15 protein-coding genes are annotated in these 23,640 nt (G+C 64.2%); 12 read left to right on the top strand and 3 right to left on the bottom strand.

Annotated features, from left to right (window positions below; all coding sequences use genetic code 11):
• Window position 1: 1 nt before the first annotated feature.
• From ABID37_RS13725 to lpxK, 4 genes are read left to right on the top strand one after another with little or no spacing between them, the layout of a single operon-like run.
• The gene (locus ABID37_RS13725; protein WP_354195654.1) at window positions 2-244 is read left to right on the top strand and encodes a DUF4170 domain-containing protein; all 243 of its coding nucleotides are present in this window, start codon (window positions 2-4) and stop codon (window positions 242-244) included.
• A gap of 2 nt (window positions 245-246) precedes the next feature.
• The gene (locus ABID37_RS13720; RefSeq protein ID WP_354195652.1) at window positions 247-1,035 is read left to right on the top strand and encodes a lysophospholipid acyltransferase family protein; all 789 of its coding nucleotides are present in this window, start codon (window positions 247-249) and stop codon (window positions 1,033-1,035) included.
• On the top strand, window positions 1,032-2,348 hold the full coding sequence (gene waaA, locus ABID37_RS13715; protein ID WP_354195650.1) for a lipid IV(A) 3-deoxy-D-manno-octulosonic acid transferase: 1,317 nt from the start codon (window positions 1,032-1,034) through the stop codon (window positions 2,346-2,348). Before ABID37_RS13720 ends, waaA begins: the two co-directional genes overlap by 4 nt.
• Window position 2,349: 1 nt before the next feature.
• Window positions 2,350-3,378, top strand: a complete 1,029-nt coding sequence (gene lpxK / locus ABID37_RS13710; protein ID WP_354195648.1) for a tetraacyldisaccharide 4'-kinase — start codon at window positions 2,350-2,352, stop codon at window positions 3,376-3,378.
• A gap of 67 nt (window positions 3,379-3,445) precedes the next feature.
• On the opposite strand, the gene ABID37_RS13705 is transcribed toward lpxK, so the two are convergent.
• Window positions 3,446-3,682: a DUF2093 domain-containing protein gene (locus ABID37_RS13705; protein WP_354195646.1), complete on the bottom strand. Its 237-nt coding sequence runs from the start codon at window positions 3,680-3,682 to the stop codon at window positions 3,446-3,448.
• Window positions 3,683-3,744: 62 nt separating this feature from the next.
• Window positions 3,745-5,580 carry a DNA mismatch repair endonuclease MutL gene (mutL, locus tag ABID37_RS13700; RefSeq protein WP_354195644.1) on the bottom strand — a complete coding sequence of 612 codons (1,836 nt, stop codon included), beginning with the start codon at window positions 5,578-5,580 and terminating at the stop codon, window positions 3,745-3,747.
• Between the two features lie 208 nt (window positions 5,581-5,788).
• Between mutL and ABID37_RS13695 the strand changes: the two genes are divergently transcribed.
• The 3 genes from ABID37_RS13695 to ABID37_RS13685 all read left to right on the top strand — a co-directional run bounded on the left by ABID37_RS13695 (window position 5,789) and on the right by ABID37_RS13685 (window position 10,066).
• Window positions 5,789-7,357 (top strand): trimethylamine methyltransferase family protein, encoded by a 1,569-nt coding sequence (locus tag ABID37_RS13695; RefSeq protein ID WP_354195642.1) that lies wholly within the window; start codon window positions 5,789-5,791, stop codon window positions 7,355-7,357.
• A gap of 25 nt (window positions 7,358-7,382) precedes the next feature.
• The gene (locus ABID37_RS13690; protein ID WP_354195640.1) at window positions 7,383-7,856 is read left to right on the top strand and encodes a DUF3828 domain-containing protein; all 474 of its coding nucleotides are present in this window, start codon (window positions 7,383-7,385) and stop codon (window positions 7,854-7,856) included.
• A gap of 161 nt (window positions 7,857-8,017) precedes the next feature.
• Window positions 8,018-10,066: an oxidoreductase gene (locus tag ABID37_RS13685; protein ID WP_354195638.1), complete on the top strand. Its 2,049-nt coding sequence runs from the start codon at window positions 8,018-8,020 to the stop codon at window positions 10,064-10,066.
• 12 nt (window positions 10,067-10,078) lie between these two features.
• On the opposite strand, the gene ABID37_RS13680 is transcribed toward ABID37_RS13685, so the two are convergent.
• On the bottom strand, window positions 10,079-10,417 hold the full coding sequence (locus ABID37_RS13680; protein WP_354195636.1) for a protein tyrosine phosphatase family protein: 339 nt from the start codon (window positions 10,415-10,417) through the stop codon (window positions 10,079-10,081).
• A 214-nt stretch (window positions 10,418-10,631) separates the two neighbouring features.
• On the opposite strand from ABID37_RS13680, the gene ABID37_RS13675 reads away from it, so the two are divergent.
• The 5 genes from ABID37_RS13675 (at window position 10,632) to ABID37_RS13655 (ending at window position 23,511) form a co-directional block, all read left to right on the top strand.
• The gene (locus ABID37_RS13675) at window positions 10,632-10,973 is read left to right on the top strand and encodes a RidA family protein (protein ID WP_354195634.1); all 342 of its coding nucleotides are present in this window, start codon (window positions 10,632-10,634) and stop codon (window positions 10,971-10,973) included.
• A gap of 344 nt (window positions 10,974-11,317) precedes the next feature.
• Window positions 11,318-19,909, top strand: coding sequence for a glycoside hydrolase family 94 protein (locus ABID37_RS13670; protein WP_354195632.1), 8,592 nt, complete (start codon window positions 11,318-11,320; stop codon window positions 19,907-19,909).
• A gap of 274 nt (window positions 19,910-20,183) precedes the next feature.
• Window positions 20,184-21,965, top strand: coding sequence for a glucan ABC transporter ATP-binding protein/ permease (locus ABID37_RS13665; protein ID WP_354195630.1), 1,782 nt, complete (start codon window positions 20,184-20,186; stop codon window positions 21,963-21,965).
• A 60-nt stretch (window positions 21,966-22,025) separates the two neighbouring features.
• Window positions 22,026-22,778 carry a heme ABC transporter permease gene (locus ABID37_RS13660; RefSeq protein ID WP_354195628.1) on the top strand — a complete coding sequence of 251 codons (753 nt, stop codon included), beginning with the start codon at window positions 22,026-22,028 and terminating at the stop codon, window positions 22,776-22,778.
• 43 nt (window positions 22,779-22,821) lie between these two features.
• Entirely contained in the window at window positions 22,822-23,511 is a 690-nt protein-coding gene (locus ABID37_RS13655) for a D-lyxose/D-mannose family sugar isomerase (RefSeq protein WP_354195626.1), read from the top strand.
• The last annotated feature ends 129 nt before the right edge of the window (window positions 23,512-23,640 follow it).

The following is a 23,640-nucleotide window of genomic DNA, read 5'->3' as shown; positions in this document are numbered from 1 at the left end:
CATGAGCAGCGGTGACGACAAGCAGCTTCTGCATCTGGTGTTCGGCGGCGAATTGAAGGAACTTGGCAGCAACCAGTTCCGCGACCTCAACGCGCTGGACATAGTGGGCATTTATCCGAACTATCAGGCAGCCCATGCCGCCTGGAAGGCCAAGGCACAGGCAAGCGTCGACAATGCCCATATGCGTTATTTCGTGGTGCATCTGCACAGGCTGCTTGATCCGGAACACAAGGTTGACGCTTGAGCATGAAGCAGGAAGCCGCATCGGTGCGGAGCAGCTCGTCCGCCTCCGGTGACAAGCGCCAGAAGGCGTCGAAACGGCTGTGGCGCCGGATTCGCCAGCCCTTGGCGCAGTCGCGCTTCGCCAAATCCGCTGTCGCCAGCCTGCTGGCGCAGGCGCTGCGCTTCATCCGGCTCACCAATCCGCTGACCAAGGGTTCGACCGCCATCGCGGGTGGCGAATACGGCCATCTCGAACCGGGCATCATTGCGCTGTGGCATGGCCAGCACATCATGGCGCCCGTATTCTATCCCAAGGGGCGGCCGCTTGTGGCCATGGTGTCGCGCAGCGCAGATGCCGAGCTCAACGCGCTGGTGGTCGAGAAATTCGGTATTGAGGCGGTGCGCGGCTCGGGAGGACGCGACAATGCCCGCCATCTCGACAAGGGCGGCGCCAAGGCATTGATTGCCCTCAAAAAGTCGCTGGTGACCGGCAAGAACGTCGCCATGATCGCAGATATTCCCCATGGCACCCCGCGCGACGCCGGACTTGGCATCGTCCTGCTTGCCCGTCTTTCCGGCCGGCCGATCCTGCCGGCGGCCATCGCCACCAGCCGCCGCAAGGTGCTGGAAAAAAGCTGGGACAAGACGACCATCAACCTGCCGTTCGGGCGCTCTTCCATCGTGGTCGGCACGCCCGTCTTCGTGGCCAAGGATGCCGACGATGCGGAAATGGAACGCAAAAGGCAGGAAGTGACAAGTTCGCTGAACGAAGCGACGGCAAAAGCCTACAGCCTGGTGGACGGGGCGCGATGAGCGAACGCGCCGCCCGCACCCTGCTGACCCTTTACCGTTATGCCGGAGCCGCAGCCTATCCGCTGATGGGTCCTTACGTGGCCTGGCGCGCCTCCAAGGGCAAGGAAGACAAGGGCCGTACCCGCGAGCGCTATGGCATTGCAGGGCAGGAGCGCCCCGACGGGCCGCTGATCTGGGTGCATGCCGCCAGCGTCGGCGAGACGATCGCCGTCGTTCCGCTGGTGCAGACCATCCTCGGTTACGGCGTCAACGTCATCCTGACCACGGGGACCGTAACCTCGGCCAAGGTGGTGACCGAGCGGTTGGGCGACAGCGTCATCCATCAATATGTGCCGCTCGACATCAAGCCGGCCGTCAGCCGTTTCCTGAACCACTGGGTGCCGGACCTTGCCATCATCGCCGAGTCCGAGATCTGGCCGATGACCATCCTGGAACTCGGTGCCCGCAACGTGCCGCAAGTTCTGGTCAACGGGCGCATGTCGGACCGTTCCTTCGCTTCGTGGAAGAAGCGGACAAGCCTTGCCGAAGCCCTGTTCGAGAACCTTGCCCATGTCGTGGCGCAATCCGAGATCGACGGCGAACGCTTCCGCACGCTGGGCGCGCGGCCGGTTACCGTATCCGGCAACCTCAAGGTGGACACGCCGCCCCCTCCGGTGGACGAAAAGGCGTTGCAGGTCCTGAAGCGTCAGATCGGCAATCGGCCGACATGGGCCGCCGTCTCGACCCACGAAGGCGAGGAGAAGATGGCGGCGGAAATCCATGCCGCCCTGCGCAAGCGCCATCCCGGCCTGCTCTCCATCGTCGTGCCCCGCCATCCGGCCCGGGCCGAAGAACTGGCGGAACAGATCGGCTCCATGGGCCTCAAGCTGGTGCGCCGCAGCCTCGGCCAGCCGATTGCCGCCGACACCGACATTCTGCTCGGCGATACGATCGGCGAGATGGGGCTTTATCTGCGTCTTACGGAAATCGCCTTTGTCGGCCGGTCGCTATCCTCTACCGGCGGACAGAACCCGCTCGAACCGGCCATGCTGGATACGGCCGTCCTGGCCGGCCGCAATGTCCAGAATTTCCGCGAAGCCTACAAGCGGCTGCTGGACCGGGGCGGGGCCAAGCTGGTGCGTGACCGCAACATGCTGGCCGGCGCCGTCAATTATCTGCTGGTGAACGAAGAAGCACGCCGCACCATGATGACGGCCGCCGCCGCAACCGTGCAGGACATGCGCGGCGCCCTTTCGGCCACCATGAAGGTGCTGGAGCCTTTCATCCAGCCGCTGGTCGTGCAGGCCAGGCTGAGCCGGGCGGGCAAGGGCTGACATGGCGAGCGAGGCACCGCCTTTCTGGTGGGAAAAGCCGGACTGGCGCGCATTTGGCCTTTCGCCGCTTTCCGCCGCCTATGCCTTCGTCGCCGGTCGCCGGCTGCACAAGGCGCGGCGCGAGAAGATGTCCGCCCCGGTGCTGTGCGTGGGGAATTTCACCGTAGGCGGCACCGGCAAGACGCCGGTGGCCATCGCGCTGGCGAAGCAGGCGCGTAGCATGGGGTTCGCGCCCGGCATCCTGTCGCGCGGCCATGGCGGCGGCTTTTCCAGCCCGCATATCGTCGATGCCCATCATGATGCGGCCAGGCATGTCGGTGACGAACCGCTACTTCTGGCCGAGCATGCGCCGGTAGCGGTGACGGCGAACCGTGCCGCCGGGGCGCGACTCCTCATGGAGCAGCACGGCTGCAATTTCCTCATCATGGACGACGGCTTCCAGAGCGCCCGCATCCATATCGACTACGCGCTGATGGTGGTGGATGCACGCTATGGGCTCGGCAACGGTCGCGTCATTCCCGCCGGCCCCTTGCGGGCCAGGGTGGTCGACCAGCTTGTCCATGCCCACGCGCTCCTGCGCATGGGCGAGGGAAGCGCGGCCGATGCCGTGGTGCGGCAGGCGGCCCGCGCCGGCAAGCCGATCTTCGATGCCTGGACCCGGCCGTGCAATGCCGGGCGCTTCGCCGGGCGACGCTTTCTTGCCTTTGCCGGCATCGGCCATCCGGAAAAATTCTTCGACACCGTGTCAAAGGCCGGCGCGACGGTGGTTCGTACGCGCCCCTTTCCCGATCATCATTTCTACGCCGCGGATGAGTTGGATGAATTGCTGGCGATGGCCAGGGCGGAGGATCTGGAACTGATCACGACCGCCAAGGATGCGGTGCGGCTTCGCCACGGCGCGGCCAGCCCCGAATTCCTGAAGCATCTGAACGTGCTGGAGATCGAAACCGTATTCGATCAGGAGCAGGCGCCGGCCCGCATCATCAACGAGACGGTGGAAAGCTGGAAATTACGGCGTCTGGCGGGATAAGGCATCGGATCGAAACGGGAACCGGTTCGCGGCTTTCCCCGCCGTCCGATCGAGGTGCCGTATCCTGCTACTTCGCCCGGCTGCGCAGGTCCGGGTTCATTTCCAGCTCACGCTCGAAGGAAATCCTTGCGCTGGCATAGGCTTCCTGCCGCTCGACGCTCCAGTATTTCAGCTCGTCGAGCGTGATGTGCTCGCCCGTCACCGCGCACCGGACATAAGCGCCGGGGCTGGTGACCTGAAAGTCACCATCGAGATAACGGATGCGGGCCTCCCGGCTGCCGGGACCTTCAAAGCGGTTCATCATGGAAGCGTACCAGATTCAATCAGCATGTCATCGCCGCAAAAAGTGGCGAGGTCAAGTTTGGGTCAGCGCCGGCCGAACAGGCGCTCGATGTCGGCCAGCTTGAGCTCGATATAAGTCGGGCGGCCGTGATTGCAGGTGCCGGACCCCGGCGTCGCTTCCATCTGCCGCAGCAGCGCATTCATCTCCTCGGGCTTGAGGCGACGACCGGAACGCACCGAACCATGGCAGGCCATGGTCGCGGCAATGTGATGGAGGCGTTCGGTCAGCGTTTCGGTGGTGTCATGGTCGGCGATCTCGTCGGCCAGGTCGCGCACCAGTTGCGGGACGTCGACTTCGCCAAGCATGGCAGGCGTCTCGCGCACCGCCACCGCGCCAGGCCCGAACCGTTCGAGCCGCAGGCCGAAGTGCGCCAGGGTCTCGCCATGCAGGGCGAGACGCTCGGCATCGTCTTCCGGAAGGTCCACGATTTCGGGCAGAAGCAGCATTTGCGAAGGCACCGGGCGCGAATGCAAGGCCGTCTTGAGCGCCTCGTAGACCAGCCGCTCATGGGCTGCATGCTGATCGACGATGACCAGCGAATCCCCGGTCTGGGCAACGATATAGTTCTCGTGCACCTGCGCTCGCGCGGCGCCGAGGGTCGTCCGCTGCAATTGCTCGTCGGCTTCCGCCTGGCCAGCCCGCATGTCCGCGCTGGCTGCTGTCATCGGCGTGAAAGCGGCTTGCCGGCTTTCGGCAAGCCCGTTGACGAGCGGCCGATAGGGCGACACCTGAAGATCGAAACCCGCCGCCGGTCGAAACGGCGTTCCGTTCCGGGGAATGAAAGACGCGCCGCCGGCGCCCGATGGTGGAGGCGTGGAGCGGAAGGCCGCCATCATCCCGGCCGCCCCGGTGGTCGCCGCCCGGATGCCGGCATCGGCCAGCGCCTGGCGGATCGCGCCGACGATGAGCCCGCGCACGAGTCCGGGATCGCGGAACCGCACATCTGCCTTGGCCGGATGCACATTGACGTCCACCGTGGCCGGATCGAGCGTCAGGAACAGCACGGTCACGGCATGGCGGTCACGCGGCAGCACATCGGCATAGGCACCGCGCACCGCGCCGGCGAAGAGCTTGTCGCGCACCGGCCGGCCGTTGACATAGGCATATTGCTGGAGCGCGTTGGCGCGGGTGTAGGAGGGGATCGACACATAGCCCTGCAGATGGACGCCTTCGCGCATGGCATCGATGGGGATCGCGTTGTCGGCGAACTCCCGCCCCATCACCTGCGCGATGCGCTCCAGACGCCCGTCCGGCGCATCGACGGTCGCCGGCAGGTCGAGCGTCGTGCGGTCGGCTCCCGCCAGGGTGAAGCGGACCGAGGGGAAGGCTATGGCGATGCGCCGGACGATGTCGCTGGTCGCCGAGCTTTCGGCACGCTCGGTTTTCATGAACTTCAGCCGGGCCGGCGTGGCGAAGAACAGGTCGCGCACCTCAACGGTGGTGCCGCGATTGGCAGGCGCCGGCCGCACCGGCGTAATGTGCCCGCCTTCGACCCCGATCTCTGCCCCGCTGTCGCCGTCCTGCGCTCGCGAGCGGATGGAAAGCCGCGCCACCGAACCGATCGAGGGCAGGGCCTCGCCCCGGAAACCCAGCGAGCGGATGTCGTGGATATCGTCGGCGAGCTTGGAAGTGCAGTGGCGGCCGATGGCCAGCGGTAGCTCCTGCGCGTTCATGCCCGAGCCGTCGTCGGTCACGCGGATGAGGTTGAGGCCCCCGCCGCCGGTGACGATCTCGATGCGGCCGGCACCGGCGTCCAGCGCATTTTCGACCAATTCCTTCACCACCGAGGCAGGGCGCTCGATCACCTCGCCGGCGGCGATCTGGTTGATCATGGTTTCGGAAAGCTGACGGATCGGCATGGCGCTACATTAGCCGGATTCTGTCGGGCTAAGAAAGCGACCGGTGCCGTTCGCCCCCAGCCAAATCATGCCGCCTGCGAGGGGAGGGGTGGTGCCTGTCGCATAATTAAAACTCATACGATCAATCACGATTTTCAGGCGTTACAGCCGGATCGACCGGAGTTAGCATGATATTCGTGCAATGCGTATCAGATCCGGAGGGGAGGACATGGGTACTGTCGAAGCCGTTGCCGAGACAAGCGGTCAACCTTCGCGTCGGGAAAGGGGCGGGCGCCATGCTAGGCGCGAGCAGCGCTCGCATGGGCCGCAAGGGCTCGGCCGTCCCTATATCGTCCGCGGCATTCCCACCTACGACATCCTGTCGGAAGAAAATCTCGTCCGTATCGAGGAAACGGCCGACCGCATCCTGGCCGAAATCGGCATCGAATTTCGCGACGATCCGGTAGCGCTCGATCTGTGGCGCAAGGCCGGCGCCAAGGTCGACGGCGTGCTGGTGAAGTTCGAGCCGGGCCTGCTGCGCGAGGTGCTGAAGACGGCGCCGGCGGAATTCACCCAGCATGCACGCAATCCCGCGCGCTCGGTGCAGCTCGGCGGCAACAAGGTCGTGTTCTCGCCGGCCTACGGCTCGCCTTTCGTCATGGACCTCGACAAGGGCCGCCGCTACGGCACCATCGAGGACTTCCGCAACTTCATCAAGCTCGCCCAGTCCTCGCCATGGCTGCACCATTCGGGCGGCACGATCTGCGAACCGGTCGATGTGCCGGTCAACAAACGCCATCTCGACATGGTCTACAGCCATATCAAATATTCCGACCGTGCCTTCATGGGCTCGGTCACCGCCGAATCCCGGGCCGAGGATTCCATCGAGATGGCCCGCATCGTGTTCGGGCGCGACTTTGCCGATGAAAACTGCGTGATCCTCGGCAATGTCAACGTCAACTCGCCGCTGGTCTGGGACGGCACCATGACACTGGCACTGCGCGCCTATGCACGCGCCAACCAGGCCGCGGTGATCGTGCCCTTCATCCTCGGCGGTGCCATGGGGCCGGTGACCAACGCCGGGGCGATTGCGCAATCCCTGGCCGAGACCATGGCCGGCTGCGCGCTCACCCAACTCGAACGGCCGGGCGCGCCGGTGATCTTCGGCAATTTCCTGTCTTCCATGTCCCTGCGCTCGGGCTCCCCCACCTTCGGCACGCCCGAACCGGCCGTCGGCTCCATGGTGATCGGCCAACTGGCTCGGCGGCTCAACCTGCCGCTGCGCTGTTCCGGCAACTTCACCACCTCCAAGCTGCCGGATGCGCATGCGATGAACGAGGGCACCATGTCGATGCTGGCGGCGGTGCATTGCGGCGCCAACTTCATCCTGCATTCGGCCGGTTTCCTCGACGGGCTGCTCTCCATGTCCTACGAGAAATTCGTCATGGATGCGGATTTCTGCGGTGCGCTGCATACCTATCTCGACGGCGTGAAGATCGACGACAACCAGTTGGCGCTCGATGCCTTCCGCGAGGTCGGACCCGGCAATCACTTCTTCGGCTCCGCCCATACGCTGGCCAACTACGAGACGGCTTTCTGGGATTCCGAGATCGCCGACAATGAGCCGTTCGAGAAATGGGAAGCGGCAGGTTCGCTGGATGCCGCCACCCGTGCCAATCGGCGCTGGAAGAAGATGCTGGCTGAATATGAAGCGCCGCCCCTCGATCAGTCGATCGACGAGGCGCTTCAGGATTTCATGGCGCGCCGCAAGGACGCTATGGAGGATGCATGGTATTGAAAGGCAGGTTCATCGCAGGAGGATCATGATGAAACTGCCGCTGCTTGCCCTCGTCCTGGGAAGCCTCGTTCCGGCCGCCGCCATGGCCGGCCCGGCATCCGATGCCGTGAAGTTCTTCTACACGCAGGGGCGGTTCGTGGGCGATCCGGACTATCGTGACCGTCTGGTCGAGCCGGTGAAAAAGCTGTTCGACCAGAACGATGCGGCGCTCGCCAGCGCAGACGGCCTGCCCTGCATAGATGCCGATCCGGCACTGGACGCGCAGGATTTCGACGATGCCGAACTTGCCCGCACGCTGAAGCTTTCCGAAACCGTCAATGGCGACCAGGCCGAGGTAACCGCGACATTCGACCTGTTTGCCGACAGCGAGGACGCCTCCCGCGAAATGGTGTGGTCGCTCAAGAACATCGATGGCCGCTGGAAGGTCGCCGACATTGCGTCGAAGACGAATGGCTGGCGGCTGAGCGAACTCGAATGCTTCGCCGGAGAGACCGAATAGGAACCGGCATCCGGCACACAAGCATGTCGCCCGAAAGTGGGAACCGGTTTCGGGACAACGACATGCGTAAAAACAATCGCTTAAAGCGTAAGGAGCGAATCTGAAAGATCGCGACACGCTTTAGCGAACAGAACCGCCAGCATCGCATACCGGGAAAGACGATGGCCAGCCAGGACCCTTTGCTCCAGCCCTATCAGCTCAAGCATCTGACGCTGAAGAACCGCGTCATGTCCACCAGCCACGAGCCGGCCTATTCCGAGGACGGCATGCCCAAGGAGCGCTATCGCCTTTATCACGCGGAAAAGGCGAAGGGTGGCATGGCGCTGACCATGACGGCTGGTTCGGCCATCGTCTCGCGCGACAGCCCGCCTGCCTTCGGCAATCTGCACCTTTATGACGACGCCATCGTGCCGTGGCTCTCCGAACTGGCCGATGCCTGCCATGAGCATGACTGCAAGGTGATGATCCAGATCACCCACCTCGGCCGCCGCACCAGCGGCTGGAACAAGGGGGACTGGCTGCCGGTGCTGGCGCCGTCACCGGTGCGGGAGCCCGCGCACCGTTCCTTCCCCAAGGCCATCGAAGACTGGGACATGGAGCGCATCGTGGCGGACTATGCTGCCGCCGCGCAGCGCTGTCAGGCGGCGGGACTGGATGGCATCGAACTCGAGGCCTACGGCCATCTGATGGACGGGTTCTGGTCGCCCGCCACCAACCATCGCGAGGACGAGCACGGCGGGCCGCTCGAAAACCGGCTGCGCTTTACCTTCATGGTGCTCGACGCGATCCGCAAGGCAGTCGGGAACACGTTTGTCGTCGGCATCAGGCTGGTGGCCGACGAGGATTTCGCCACCGGCCTTTCCCGGGAGGAAGGCGTGGAGATCGCCCAGCGGCTGGCGGGGTCCGGCCGCATCGATTTCCTCAACATCATCCGCGGGTCCATCGAGACGGACGCCGCGCTTACCAAGGTGATCCCCATCACCGGCATGCGCTCTTCCCCGCACCTGGATTTCGCCGGAGAGGTGAGGGCGGCAACGAAGTTCCCGACCTTCCATGCGGCACGCATCGCCGATGTCGCCACCGCGCGCCATGCGATCGCCACCGGCAAGCTCGATATGGTCGGAATGACGCGGGCTCATATTGCCGATCCGCACATCGTCAAGAAGGTGATGGAAGGCCGCGAACACGAGATCCGCCCCTGTGTGGGGGCAACCTATTGCCTCGACCGCATCTATGAAGGCGGTGAGGCACTTTGCATCCACAATGCCGCGACCGGGCGCGAGGCGGCCATCCCGCACATCATCCGCAGGACGGATGGGCCGCTGAAGAAGATCGTCGTCGTCGGTGCGGGGCCAGCCGGCCTCGAAGCGGCGCGCGTCACCGCCGAGCGCGGTCATTCCGTCACCATTTTGGAAGCCACGGGTGAAGCCGGCGGCCAGGTCAGGCTCGCCGCCCAGAACCCGCGCCGCAGGGAGTTGATCGGCATCGTCGACTGGCGGCTGGCGGAGCTGGACCGGTTGGGCGTCGAAATGCGCTACGACACATGGGCGGAGCAGGACGATGTCCTGGCGCTGGCGCCAGATGTGGTCGTGGTCGCGACGGGTGGCCTGCCGCAGAATCCGCCTCTGGAGGCCGGCGACGATCTCGTCACCTCAAGCTGGGATATCATGGCCGGCAGCGTCAAACCGGGCGAGACCGTGCTGCTGTTCGACGACAATGGCGGCCATCAGGGCATGGGCACGGCCGAGGTGATCGCCAATGCCGGCTCGAAGCTGGAACTGATTTCACCGGAGCGGTTCTTCGCGCCGGAAATGGGCGGCATGAACCATGTGCCCTATATGCGCGTCTTCCACGAAAAGGGCGTCACCGTGACCATCAACACGCGCCTGAGATCGGTGCGGCGCGAGGGCAACCAGCTCGTGGCCACGCTGGGGTCGGATTTCGCCGACGGCTGGAGCGCCGAGCGGTGCGTCGATCAGGTGGTGGTGGAACATGGCACCGCGCCGCTCGATGACCTCTATCTCGCCCTCAAGCCGCTGTCGCGAAACCGGGGCGCCATCGATTATGAGCGGCTGGTGCACGGCGGCGATATCTTCCCGGTCCGCAACGGCGAACGCGGCCTGATCATGTTCCGCATCGGCGACGCCGTCGCCTCGCGCAATATACATGCCGCGATCTATGACGGCCTGCGCTATGGCCTGCGTATCTGAGGCGGGCTGAGGTCAGGCCTTCGACTGCTGGATGGCCAGGAAGAGATTGGTGCAGCGGGTGCCGGAGCGGCAATAGGCGAGAATCGGAGCCGGAAGCTCCTCCAGTGCCTTGGCCTGATCAGCGACGTTGTCGGCGGTCATCTGGCCGCTCACGACCGGAATATAGCGGAAGGTCAGGCCCGCTGCCTCGACGGCCGCGCGCACCGCATCCTGCGTGGGCTGGTCCACCTGTTCGCCGTCAGGACGATTGCAGATCACGCTTTTGATGCCGGCCGCCTTGATCTGTGCCACGTCCTCGAGCGCGATCTGGCCGGTGACCGAATAGTCTTCGCTGATCTGACGGATTTCCATGGATACCTCTGGAAGGACTGGGAGCCGCATGACCTGCGGCGGGCGCGCCCTTCATGCCAAAGCTGAAGGTCGCAGACAAGATATGGAACTGCCATCGCGGTGTTTTTGCGACATGCCCTCATCTTCGCTCCCTGCCGGGCTTGCCGTGGAGGAATGCTCTATCTACACAAGCCCTGCCCAGTCAGGGCGGACAGGTTTCAGGAAGGAAGACAAAATGAGCATTCGTCGTGTCGAAGTTGGCCAGCGCATGAGCCAGGTCGTCGTGCATGGTAACACCGCCTATCTGGCCGGTCAGGTGGGTGAGGGTGAAAGCGTCGAGGCGCAGACCCGCGATATTCTGGCCACCGTCGACATGCTGCTCGCCGAGGTCGGCTCCGACAAGACCAAGATCCTTCAGGCGATCATCTGGCTCTCCGACATGTCGACCTTTGCCGAGATGAACAAGGTGTGGGACGAGTGGGTGCCGCAGGGACACGCTCCGGCCCGTGCGACCGGCGAAGCCAAGCTGGCCGCTCCCAAATACAAGGTGGAGATCATCGTCACCGCCGCTGTCTGACAAGAGTGCCGGTGCCGCGCCCGTCTTGTCCGAAGGGCGCGGCATCGTTCCAATCTGCAGGGACTCACGCGCTTTGGCCTCTTCGTTAAGGGCTGTTGCAAAGCGTTATCGGAGTTGGCCGCCGGCAACCGCCATACCCCGCCCAGAACACGAAAAAGCCTGAATTCTTTCCTTTCGATCGACGCGCTTCGCTTCTAGGATTGGGGGAAACAGCCAGAGTGGCAGGCAGGGGAGAAGCCAGGACTCCCGGCCTGTCGCGCGATGCAACCATTCTCATTTAAAACGGTTTATGGTTGCAATGGCCTCCCCGATGCCACGCTCGTTTTTCGCCTTGTGGATTTTTAATGAATATTCAGATCAGCCCGGATCGCCTTGAAGCCCAAACCGCTGCCATGCCCCTGGCGGCGGAATTGCCGATAAGGGCTCAGTTCTACCAGGAAGACAGGCTGCGGCTGCTCGGCAAGCAGATGGCCGAGGGCGAAACGCAGAGCCTGGCCGGGCTCGGCACCTTCGATTTCCAGACTCGTATCCGCGAAAGCGCCGCCAGGATACTGGAGGTCTATCGCTCGACCAACTCCGCACAGGCCAAGGGCGAAACGATTACGCCAGCCGCGCAATGGCTGCTCGACAACAATTATCTGGTCGAGGAAACCATCTACCAGATCAAGCGCGACCTGCCGCGCCGCTTCTACCGCCAGTTGCCGACCCTCAAGCTTCCGGACGGCACCAGTGTGCCTCGCGCCCTGGCGATCGCCTGGGCCTATGTCGCGCATTCGGACAGCTCCGTTTCGGCGCAGACGTTCAAGGCGATCGTCGAAGGGTTCCAGTCCGTCGAGCCGATGAAGATCGGTGAAATCTGGGCCCTGCCGTCCCTGCTGCGCTTTGTCCTGATCGAGAATTTGCGCCGGCTTGCCCTGCGGGTCGAGCGGGCGCGCCAGATGCGCGTGATCGCCAATGAGGTCGCGGACCGGGCGCTTGCCTCGGCCGACGGCGGCGAACGCGAGGAAATGCTGAGCCGCTACGGCGCCTATGCCCGCGACACCACCTTCGCGACCCAGCTCCTCTACCGCTTGCGCGACGGATCGCAGAATGCGGGCAGGGCGCTCGAATGGCTGGAAGGCGAGTTGGAGAAATCCGATTCGGACGCCGAGCAGATCATCATGGCCGAGCATAGGACGCTTTCGGCCGGCAACGTCACCACCGGCAACATCATCCGCGGCCTGCGCCTCATCAACGATGTCGACTGGACGGTCTGGTTCGAGGAAGTCAGCCGCATCGACGAGGTCCTGCGCCAGAAGGCGGACTATTCGGCGCTCGATTTCTCGTCGCGCGACCAATATCGCACGGCCATCGAGGAACTGGCGCGGCGCTCCGGCCGCTCAGAATACAGTGTGGCCGAGACTGCGGTCGATATGGCGGCCAGGTCGGTCGGCCGCCCGGGCGCCGGCGGGGAGCCTTCCGATGTCGGTTTCTATCTCGTCGGCGCCTGCCGCGAGGTGCTGGAAAAGGAAATCGGCTATCACCCGCCTTTCGGCCTGTCGCTGAAGCGATCCTTCCGCAAGGCGGGTTGGCTGGGCATCTTCGTTCCCGTGTTCGCGCTCACCGCGCTGCTGCTTTATCTGAGCGGCAACGCGCTCGCCGTGCTCGGCCTGCCGGTGTGGGCCATCGTGCTGATGCTGGTGCTGTTCGCGGTGCCGGCAAGCGAGGGTATGCTCGGTTTCTTCAACACGGTGGTGCTTCTGTTCCTCAAGCCGACACGTCTCGTCGGTTATGACTACAAGGACGACATACCCACCGAAGCGCGCACCCTCGTCGTGGTGCCGTCGTTGATAGGGTCGCGCGACGATGTCGAGGAGAACATCCGCAATATCGAAGTGCACCACCTCGCCAATGTCTCGGACGAGCTTTATTTCGCGCTTCTCTCCGACTGGCCCGACAGCCATGCGGAGCTTGACCAGGCCGATATGGAAATCCTCGATTTCGCCCGCGCCGAAATCGCTCGTCTCAACCAGCGCTACCCGACGACGGGCACGCCGCGCTTTCATCTCCTGCACCGGCGGCGGCTCTACAACCCCTCGCAAGGCGTCTGGATGGGTTGGGAGCGCAAGCGCGGCAAGCTGCACGAACTGAACCTGCTGCTGCGCGGCGACGGCGACACCACTTTCATGCCGCCGGATGCCCCGCTGCCGGAGAACGTCGTCTATGTGATGACGCTGGATGCCGACACCCGCACCACGCGCGATGCCGTGGCCAAGCTGATCGGCAAGCTCGCCCATCCGCTCAATCGCCCGCATTTCGATGCGGCCAGCAAGAAGGTCAATGCCGGCTACACGATCCTGCAACCGCGCATTACGCCCTCGCTGACCACGGGCGACGAGGCCTCGTTCTTCCAGCGCGTGTTCTCGACGGATCGTGGCCTCGATCCCTATGTTTTCGCTGTGTCCGATCTTTATCAGGACGTGTTCGGCGCCGGCACCTTCACCGGCAAGGGCCTTTACCACATCGATGCGTTCGAGGCGGCTCTGCGGGATCGCTTCGAGGAAAACACCATTCTCAGCCACGATCTGGTGGAAGGCTCCTTCGCACGCTCGGCCCTCGTCACCGATGTCGAACTGGTGGAAGACTATCCGACCCGCTACTCGGTCGATGCCTCGCGCCAGCACCGCTGGGCACGCGGCGACTGGCAGCTTCTCAACTTCATCATCAACCCCCTGTCGGGGGTGCCGGCCCTGTCGCGCTGGAAGATGGTGGACAATCTGCGCCGCACGCTGACGCCCATCTTCTGGGTGATGGCGGCGATTGCCGGATGGACGTTGCTGCCTTTCACCCAGGCCGCGCAATGGCAGGCGCTGCTGATCCTCACCCTGTTCATGGCGCCGACCTTCAACATCGTCAACGGCATGTGGCCGAAGAGCCGGGACTCCACGCCGCGCGGCCACTTCTCGGCCCTGGCGCGCGACATCGCCTTCGGCACGGCCATGGTGGCGCTGCGCATGGTGCTGATGGCGCATTCCGCCTGGATGATGACCGATGCCATCATCCGCACGCTCTACCGGCTTTTCGTCTCCCGCAAGAACCTGCTCGAATGGCGCACCGCCTCGCAGGCTCACAAGGGCGGGGCGAATGACCTCGGCTCCTATTATTCAGCCATGTACGGGGCCGTCATCATCGGCGTTGCCGGCCTGGCCATTCCGGTCTTCAACGATTCGACCGGCGCGTTCGTCGCCTTCTTCTTCGCCCTGTTCTGGGTCGGCTCGCCGGCCTTCGCTTGGGTTATCAGCCGCTCGGCCGAAACCGAGGATCGGCTGCACCTGGCGCCCAGCGACATGTACGCGCTGCGTATCGCGGCCCGGCGCACATGGCATTATTTCGAAAGCTTCGTCACCGAGGAACATCATCACCTGCCACCGGACAATTTCCAGGAAAGTCCGGCACCGGTTGTGGCGCCGCGCAGTTCGCCGACCAATATCGGCGTCTATCTTCTGTCCGTGGTATCGGCGCGCGATTTCGGCTGGATCAGCATGGCCGATGCCGTCTCGCGCATCGAGGTAACGCTGTCGACCATCGAGAACATGCCGCGCGAACGCGGGCACCTGTACAACTGGTACGACACCAAGACGCTGAAGCCGCTGCATCCGCTTTACATTTCGGCCGTCGACAGCGGCAATCTCGCCGGCCATCTGGTGACGGTCGCGGCAACTTGTGCCGAATGGGCGGAAGCGCCGTCGGTGCATCTCCATGGCGATTTTGAAGGCGTGCTCGACGTTGTCGCCATTCTCGATGAAAGCCTTGACGAATTGCCGGACGACCGCCGCCAGTTGCGTCCGCTGCGCCAACGGCTGGCCGACCGCCTGGATGGCATGCGCCGCGCGGTGCACACCATCAAGGAACAGCCCGAGATGGCGTCCATCCGCACCATCAACCTGTCGGTGCTGGCCGGCGAGATCAGAAAGCTGGCGGCGGCCATCCACGCGGAAGTCGGCTCCGGCCGTTCGGATGTGGTGGTCGACTGGGCTGCGCGGCTGGAGGCGACCTGCGAGGCGCATGTGCACGATTCGCACAGCGACGACCGCACCGTCGAGGAATTGCGGGGACGCCTGCTTCGCCTGCGCGAGCGGGCGCGCCGCTTCGCCTTCGAGATGGACTTCTCCTTCCTGATGCGCCATGAGCGCAAGCTGCTCTCCATCGGCTATCGCGCGGAGGAGCATCAGCTTGACGAAAGCTGTTACGACCTTCTGGCGTCGGAAGCGCGCCTGACCTCGCTGTTCGGTATCGCCAAGGGCGACCTGCCGACCGAGCACTGGTTCAAGCTTGGCCGCCCCATCGTGGAGATCGGCTTTCGCGGCGCGCTGATGTCGTGGTCGGGCTCGATGTTCGAGTATCTGATGCCACCGCTGGTGATGAAGGAGCCGCAGGGCAGCCTGCTCAACCAGACCAGCAATCTCGTCATCAAGCGCCAGATGCAGTACGGCCGCCAGCGGAACGTGCCATGGGGCATTTCCGAAGCCGCCTACAATGCCCGCGACCGCGAACTGACCTATCAGTACACCAATTTCGGCGTGCCCGGCCTTGGCCTCAAGCGCGGCCTGGCGCAGAATCTCGTGATCGCGCCCTATGCCACCATTCTGGCGGCGCAGTTCATGCCGCGCGAGGCGGTGGAGAACCTGAAGCGGCTGCGGAGCATCGGCGCGCTGGGACGCTACGGCTATCACGACGCCGTGGACTTCACCCCGCAACGTGTGCCGGAGGGCGCCGACCATGCCGTGGTGCTGAACTACTATGCACACCATTCCGGCATGTCCATCGCCGCCGTGGCGAACGTCGTGTTCGAAGGGCGTTTGCGTGACCGCTTCCATTCCGACCCGGTGATCGAATCCGCGGAACTGCTGCTGCAGGAGAAGGCGCCGCGCGAAATCCCCGCCGATACGGTACGCACGGAAGCGGAAGAGCGGCCCTTGCTGGACGAGCAGGAAACGCAGAGCCTCGACACCCGCATCATCCCCGATCCGGCGACGGCCTTGCGATCCACCTGCCTGATGTCCAACGGGCGTTATTCGGTGATGGTTACGGCCACCGGCTCCGGTCACAGCCGCTGGGGCGACCTCGCCGTAACCCGCTGGCAACCCGACCCGGTGGAAGACCGGATGGGCTCCTACATCTTCCTGCGCGATGTCGACACCGGCGAATGGTGGTCTGCCACCGTCGAGCCGAAGCAGGCGCCAGGGGAGGTGACGCAGACCTACTTCTCCGACGACAAGGCGACCTTCGCCAAGAGCGTGCAATCGCTGCGTTCGGAAGTGGAATGCATCGTCATCTCGGAAGGGCACGGCGAGGGCCGCCGCGTGACGCTCCACAACGACGGTTCGAGCGACCGCTATATCGAGGTGACCTCCTTTGCCGAACTGGTGTTGGCGCCCGAGGCTTCGGACAATGCCCACCCGGCCTTTTCCAAGATGTTCGTGGAAACGGAGATTTCCTCCAACAACGGCGCTATCTTCGCCCGCCGGCGCAAGCGCGACGAGCGCGAGGTCGACATCGTTGCCGTACATTTCGTCACCGATCCGACCGGCCTGGCGCGCGACACGGAAGCCGAGACGGACCGGCGCGCCTTCATCGGGCGCGGACGCACCATCGCCGATCCGGCAGCCATGGACGGAGGCACGCGGCTTGAAGGCCGCGCCGGGTTTACACTCGACCCGATAGCCGCCCTGCGCCGCAGGGTACGCGTGCCCGCCAACAAGAAGATATCGCTCACTTTCTGGACCTGCGTGGGTTCGAACAGGGAAGAACTTGATGACGCGATCAACCGGCTCGATCATCCCGAAAGCTTTGCCCGTCAGGCCATGCTGTCCTGGACCCGCTCACAGGTCCAGACCCGCCATCTCGGCCTGAGCCTCGCGGATGCTGCCATCGGCCAGAGCCTGGCGCGCTACCTGATCTATCCCGATCCGAACCTGCGTCTGCCCTCGGAAGCCATCACCGCCGGGCTTGGCAAGCAGTCCAGCCTGTGGCCGACCAGCATTTCGGGCGACTATCCGATCTTCGCCATCCGTATCGACGATCTGGCCGACCTCGAAATCGTCGCGCAGGGCCTGCGCTACCAGGAATATATGCGCGCGCGGGGGCTCACGGCCGATCTGGTCATCGTCAACGAGCAGTCGTCCTCCTACGTGCAGGATCTGCAGCAGGCGATTGACTATCTGTGCGAGAACAGCCGCCTGCGCGGCTCCGAACTCGGTCCGCGCCAGCATATCTTCGCGGTGCGCCGCGACCTGATGGATGAGCCGACCTATCGCACCTTGCTGACCTCGGCGCGGGTGGTCCTGCATACGCGCAACGGCACGATCAGCGACCAGATCGAGCGTGCCGAGATCACGGCCCTGCAGGCGCGCGAGGTCCAGAATGGCTCGGCCGCCGCGCCGGCCTCGCGGGAAGAGGCGCCGGTGCCGCTGCCCTTGCCGGCGGTGGCGCCCGCCAAATACAAGCCGGCGGATGGAAAGGGACTGGCCAACTGGAACGGCTTCGGCGGTTTCGAGGGCGACGGCCGCCGCTATGTCGTGCGGCTTACCGGCCACAGGGTCACGCCGCAGCCATGGATCAATGTGGTGTCGAACGACGCTTTCGGCTTCCATACTTCGGCCGAAGGGGCTGGCTTCACCTGGAGCCGCAACAGCCGCGACTACCAGATCACGCCGTGGTCGAACGATCCGGTGACAAACCGGCCGGGCGAGGGGGTCTATATCCACGATCTCGACAGTGGGGCCGCCTTCTCGCCGCTCGCGGCGGTCGTGCGCGATCCGGCCGTGACCTATGAGGCCACTCACGGGCAGGGTTTTTCCAGTTTCCGCGCCCGGCGCGGCGTGCTGGATACGGAGCTTGCGCATGTGGTCGACCCCGCCGACCCTGTGAAGATTTCGCGCTTGCGCATCCGCAATTCCGGGGCGAACGCGATGCGGCTGCGGGTCTATGCCTATGCGGAATGGGTTCTGGGCACGCACCGGTCCCGCACGGCAGGCACGATTGTCCCCTCGCAGGATGCCTCGACCGGCGCATTGCTGGCCACCAATCCGTACAATCTCGACTTCGGTGGCCGCGTGGCGTTCCTCGCCAGCGACCGCCAGCCTGACTCCGTCAGTGCGGATCGCGCCGAATTCATCGGGCAGGGCGGTTCGAGCGAACGTCCGCAGGCGGTGCTCAAGGGCACAGCCCTGTCCGGACGGGTCGAGGCCGGCGACGATCCCTGTGCCGCGCTGGCGCGCGACATCGAGGTGCCGGCGGGCGGCGAGATCAGCCTGCTCTGGTTACTGGGCGATGCCGAAACCGCGGCCGAGGCGGCGGCCTTGATCGCGAAGCACCGGGAGGCGGACTTCGACAGCCGTCTTGCGGCGGCGGAAACCGCATGGCGCGGTTTCCTCGACACCATCCAGGTGGAAACGCCGGACCAGACGCTCGACTTCATGGTCAATCACTGGCTGCCCTATCAGAGCCTGGCGTGCCGCATCCGCGCGCGCTCGGCCTTCTATCAGGCAAGCGGCGCCTTCGGCTTCCGCGACCAGTTGCAGGACACGCTGGCCCTTCTGGTCCATGATCCGAGCCTGGCCCGCGCGCAGATCCTCAATGCGGCGGGACGCCAGTTCCCCGAGGGCGACGTGCAGCACTGGTGGCTGCCGCGCACCGGCGCCGGCGTCCGCACCCTGATCTCCGACGACGTGGTGTGGCTGGCCTATGCCGTGGCCTACTACATCGACGTGACGGGCGACCGGGCCATTCTCGACGAGAAGCTGCCCTTCATTCAGGGCGAGCAGCTCGGCGAGGGCGAGCATGATGCCTTCTTCCTGCCGGAAAAGAGTGGCGAATCCGTCGCCCTCTACGAGCATTGCGCCCGTGCGCTCGACCTCGCCGTCAAGCGCAGCAGTCCGGGTGGATTGCCGCTCATCCTCGGCGGCGACTGGAACGACGGCATGAACAGCGTCGGCGACGAGGGCAGGGGCGAGAGCGTATGGCTCGGCTGGTTCCTGCTCAAGACGCTGGGCGATTTCACGCCGATCGCCAAGGCACAGGCAGACAAGGGACGCAGCGAGGCCTGGCAGGCACATGCCGCCGTGCTGAAACGGGCGCTGGAGAACAGCGCCTGGGACGGCCAGTGGTATCGTCGCGGCACCTTCGATGACGGGACGCCGCTCGGCTCGCGCGAGTCGCAGGAATGCAAGATCGATTCCATCGCCCAATCCTGGAGCGTGCTGTCGGGCGAGGGCGATCCTGCCCGCTCGCGCACGGCCATGGACAGCGCCAGCGAAATGCTGGTCGATGAGGAGAACAAGATCCTCAAGCTGTTCACGCCGCCGTTCTCCGAGTGGGAGAAGAACCCCGGCTACATCAAGAGCTATCCGCCGGGCGTGCGCGAAAATGGCGGCCAGTACACCCATGCGGCAACATGGTATGTCATCGCGCTTGCCGAGATGGGGCGGATGGATGAAGCCTATCAGTGCTTCTCCATGCTCAATCCCGTCAACCATGCGCCGGACGAGGCTGCCGCGGAGCACTACCGTGTCGAACCCTATGTCGTGGCGGCCGATGTCTATGGGGCCGACAAGGCCGGGCGCGGCGGGTGGACATGGTACACCGGTTCCGCCGGCTGGCTTTACCGGGCAGCGGTCGAGGCGATCCTCGGCATCCGCAGGCGAGGCGGCGTCGTCGAGGTCAATCCGCGCATACCCTCGCATTGGGAGGGCTATACGGCCACGCTTGCGCTGGGCGGCGGGCGCCAGACCATTCGGGTGCAGCGCAGCACGACCGCTGCCGCGCCGGTGCTTGAAGTGAACGGCAAAAAGCTCAAGGGAAATTCTTTCCCGCTGGACGAAGGCCAGACGGAAGTAATTTTGACGTTACCGGCCGCCAAAACGGTTAGCCGGCTGGGTGCCGTCAAAACCACCTGAAGAATGGCGATCGGGAGGCATTGCGCCCGTTCCCCCTGATTTCCCGCTAAAATTGCGGCAGTCCCTTCGCGGATTGCCGCAATTTCGCCTTATGGCGGTCATTTTACCTTTCAACTCAAACCGTTAGCTGATCACGGCAGATTACTTTCCGTAGCTATGTTTTGTTCGCGAAACGGGAACTGAAGCGGTAAGGGAGCATTGTTCTGGCACGCATCGTTTAATACGTTTCCAGAAATGGTGCATTGCACAATGAACTGTTTAGCGGAGTAAACGAGTGTCCCTTCTACAAGTCTACTGGAGAGCGCTCGGCTATCTTGCCGCCGACAAGAAGCGGGTTGCCCTGATTTGCGGCGCCAACGTCACCCTGGCCATTGTCGCCATCCTTGAGCCGATCATGTTCGGCCGGGTCATCGACGCCATTTCCGATCGCGTCAACGTGGTGCCGTCGCTCGTCTTCTGGGCGGGGCTGGGCGTTTTCAACATCATCGCTTTCGTGCTGGTGGCGCGCGGCGCGGATCGTTTCGCCCACAGGCTGCGCGGCGACGTGCTCTCGCAATCCTTCGAGCGCATCATCAACATGCCGCTTGCCTGGCATCACATGCGCGGCACCTCCAATTCGCTGCACACGCTGCTGCGTGCCGTCGAGACGTTGTTCACGCTGTGGCTGGAATTCATGCGCCAGCATCTTTCCACCGCTGTGGCGCTGATGCTGCTCATCCCCACCGCGCTGACCCTCGACCTGCGCATGTCGATGGTGCTGCTGGTGCTGGGCGCGCTCTATTTCATCATCGGCAGGCTGGTGATGCGCAAGACGCGGGAAGGGCAGGCCAGCGTCGAACGCCACTACCACCAGGTGTTCGCCCACGTGTCGGACTCCGTCAGCAACGTTGCCGTGCTGCAGAGCTACAACCGCATCGGCCACGAGACCGCGGCGCTGAAGCGCTTCGTCAGCGACCTGCTGGATGCGCAGTATCCGGTGCTCGACTGGTGGGCGCTGGCGAGTGCCCTGCACCGGCTGTCCTCCACCATTTCGATGATGGTGGTGCTGCTGATCGGTTCCTACCTTGTCATGCATGGCCAGTTGCGCATTGGCGACGTCATTGCCTTCACCGGTTTCGCGACGCTGCTGATCGCCCGCCTCGACCAGGTTTCCGCCTTCGTCAACCAGATTTCGGAAGCCCGGGCCAAGCTCGAGGAGTTCTACCGCATGGAGGACTCGGCCCTCGAGGTGCGGGAACCTGCGGGCCTCCGCGAAATCGGCAAGGTCACCGGCCATATCCGCTTCGAGAATGTCGGCTTCGAGTTCCCGAATTCGGGGCAGGGCCTTGACGATGTTTCCTTCGAGGTGGCTGCCGGGCAGACCGTGGCCATCGTCGGACCGACCGGCGCCGGCAAGACCACGCTCATCAACCTGTTGCAGCGCGTGTTCACGCCGCAGCGCGGGCGCATCCTCGTCGACGGCATCGATACGCGCACCGTCACCGCCCGTTCGCTGCGCAACTGCATTGCCACCGTGTTCCAGGATGCGGGCCTTCTCAATCGCTCGATCGAGGAGAATATCCGCATCGGCTGCGCCGACGCCACCTATGAGGAAATCCATGAGGCAGCGCTCGCCGCCGCCGCACAGGACTTCATCCTCTCCAAGGGCGAAGGCTACGACACCATCGTCGGCGAGCGCGGCGGGCAGCTTTCGGGCGGCGAACGCCAGCGTATCGCCATCGCCCGTGCAGTGCTGAAGAACGCGCCGATCCTTGTTCTCGACGAGGCGACCAGCGCGCTGGACGTCGAGACCGAGGAGCGGGTGAAGCAGGCCATCGACGAACTGCGTCGCGGCCGCACCACCTTCATCATCGCCCACCGCCTGACCACCGTGCGCGACGCCGATCTGGTCGTGTTCATGGACAAGGGCAGGGTGGTCGAAATGGGTGGCTTCGCCGAACTCTCCCTGCGCAACGGTCGCTTTGCGGCGCTGCTGCGTGCCGGCGGGCTGCTCAACGACGAGGAAGTGCGTCGTCTTTCCCGCATCTCCGCCGTGCAGGAGGATGCCGCGGCCTGACATCGGCATGCGTCCTTCCGGCTGTTGCCCACGGCAGCAGCCGGGACTATGTAGCTTGTCATGACCGCTTCTCGCACCCGCCTGTCCAACTGGATGGACCTCGCCAACCCCACGCGCTTCGTCGGCTTCGCCGACAGGGCCATTCCATGGCTGACGGGTGCGGCCTGCCTGTTTCTGGCCGCCGGCCTCTACTTGAGCTTCGCGGCCCCCGAGGACTATCAGCAGGGCACGACCGTACGCATCATGTACATCCATGTGCCGTTCGCTTGGCTGTCGATGATGTGCTATGCGCTGATGGCGACGTCGGCATTGGGCACGCTGGTCTGGCGTCATCCGCTTGCCGACGTGGCATTGAAGTCCGCGGCGCCCATCGGCGCCTGTTTCACGGCGTTGGCGCTCGTCACCGGCTCGATCTGGGGTAAGCCGATGTGGGGCACGTGGTGGGTGTGGGATGCGCGGCTCACCTCCGTCTTCGTGCTGTTCCTGATGTATCTCGGCATCATCGCGCTGACCCGTGCGCTGGAAGACACGAGCAAGTCCGCATGGGCGGCCGCGATCATCACGCTGATCGGCTTCGTCAACATTCCGATCATCAAGTTTTCGGTCGACTGGTGGAACACGCTGCACCAGCCGGCCTCCGTGTTCCGCCTCGACGGCCCGACCATCGACGGCAGCCTGCTCAGGCCGCTGCTGGTCATGGCCATCGGCTTCACGCTGCTGTTCTTCGCCCTGCATATGATGGCGATGCGCACCGAAATCAGCCGCCGGCGCATCGCTTCGATGCGTAAGCTGGCGGCGCGTGGCGAACGATGAGCCGGGCAGGGACATGGCCCGCCCATTGTGAGAGGAAGGCATGATGAAGCGCTCGCAAGTCAACGAAATCATCCGCGAAGCCGACGCCTTCATCCGCTGCTTCGGCTACATATTGCCGCCTTTCGCTTACTGGTCGCCGCAGGAAATGCAGGACCGGCGTGCCGATTCCGCCGGCATTTTCGACGCCCGGCTGGGTTGGGATATCACGGACTACGGCCAGGGCAGGTTCGATGAACTCGGCCTGTTCCTGTTCACCGTGCGCAACGGCCGCTTCGAGGACATGAAGAAGGGCGCCGGCATGCTCTATGCCGAGAAGATCATGATCTCGCGCAAGGACCAGCTTTCGCCGATGCACCGCCATGTCATCAAGGCCGAGGACATCATCAACCGTGGCGGCGGCAAGTTGGTGCTGGAACTGTTCATGCCCGAGGAGGGCGGCGGCATCGATCCCGACGCCGAGGTTTCGGTTCCCGTCGACGGCACCATCCGCAAGCTTCCGGCCGGCGGGCTCTTGAAACTCGATCCGGGCGAAAGCGTCACGCTGCTGCCGGGCGTCTGGCATGCATTCTGGGGCGAAGGCGGCGATGTGCTGATCGGCGAGGTCTCGACCGTGAACGACGATCTTACCGACAACATCTTCCGCGACCAGATCGGCCGTTTTTCACAGATCGAGGAAGACGTGGCGCCGGTGCATCTGCTGGTGTCGGATTATGAGCGGTGGCTCGCAGCGTAGTCGCACGTCATCCTTGAATCCACCCTGCAATATATCATGTGGCGGCGATGTAGAAATGTCGCGGGTTGTGCAAAATAGAAATGTCGCCTCCCACGCTTGGGAAGGCAGGGCGCGGCAAGTTAGAAATGC

The organism is Aquamicrobium terrae, from assembly GCF_040545735.1.
GTDB lineage: Bacteria > Pseudomonadota > Alphaproteobacteria > Rhizobiales > Rhizobiaceae > Mesorhizobium > Mesorhizobium terrae_A.
The sequence above is the reverse complement of the archived record's forward strand: the minus strand, read 5'-3'. Positions and strand labels throughout refer to the sequence as shown.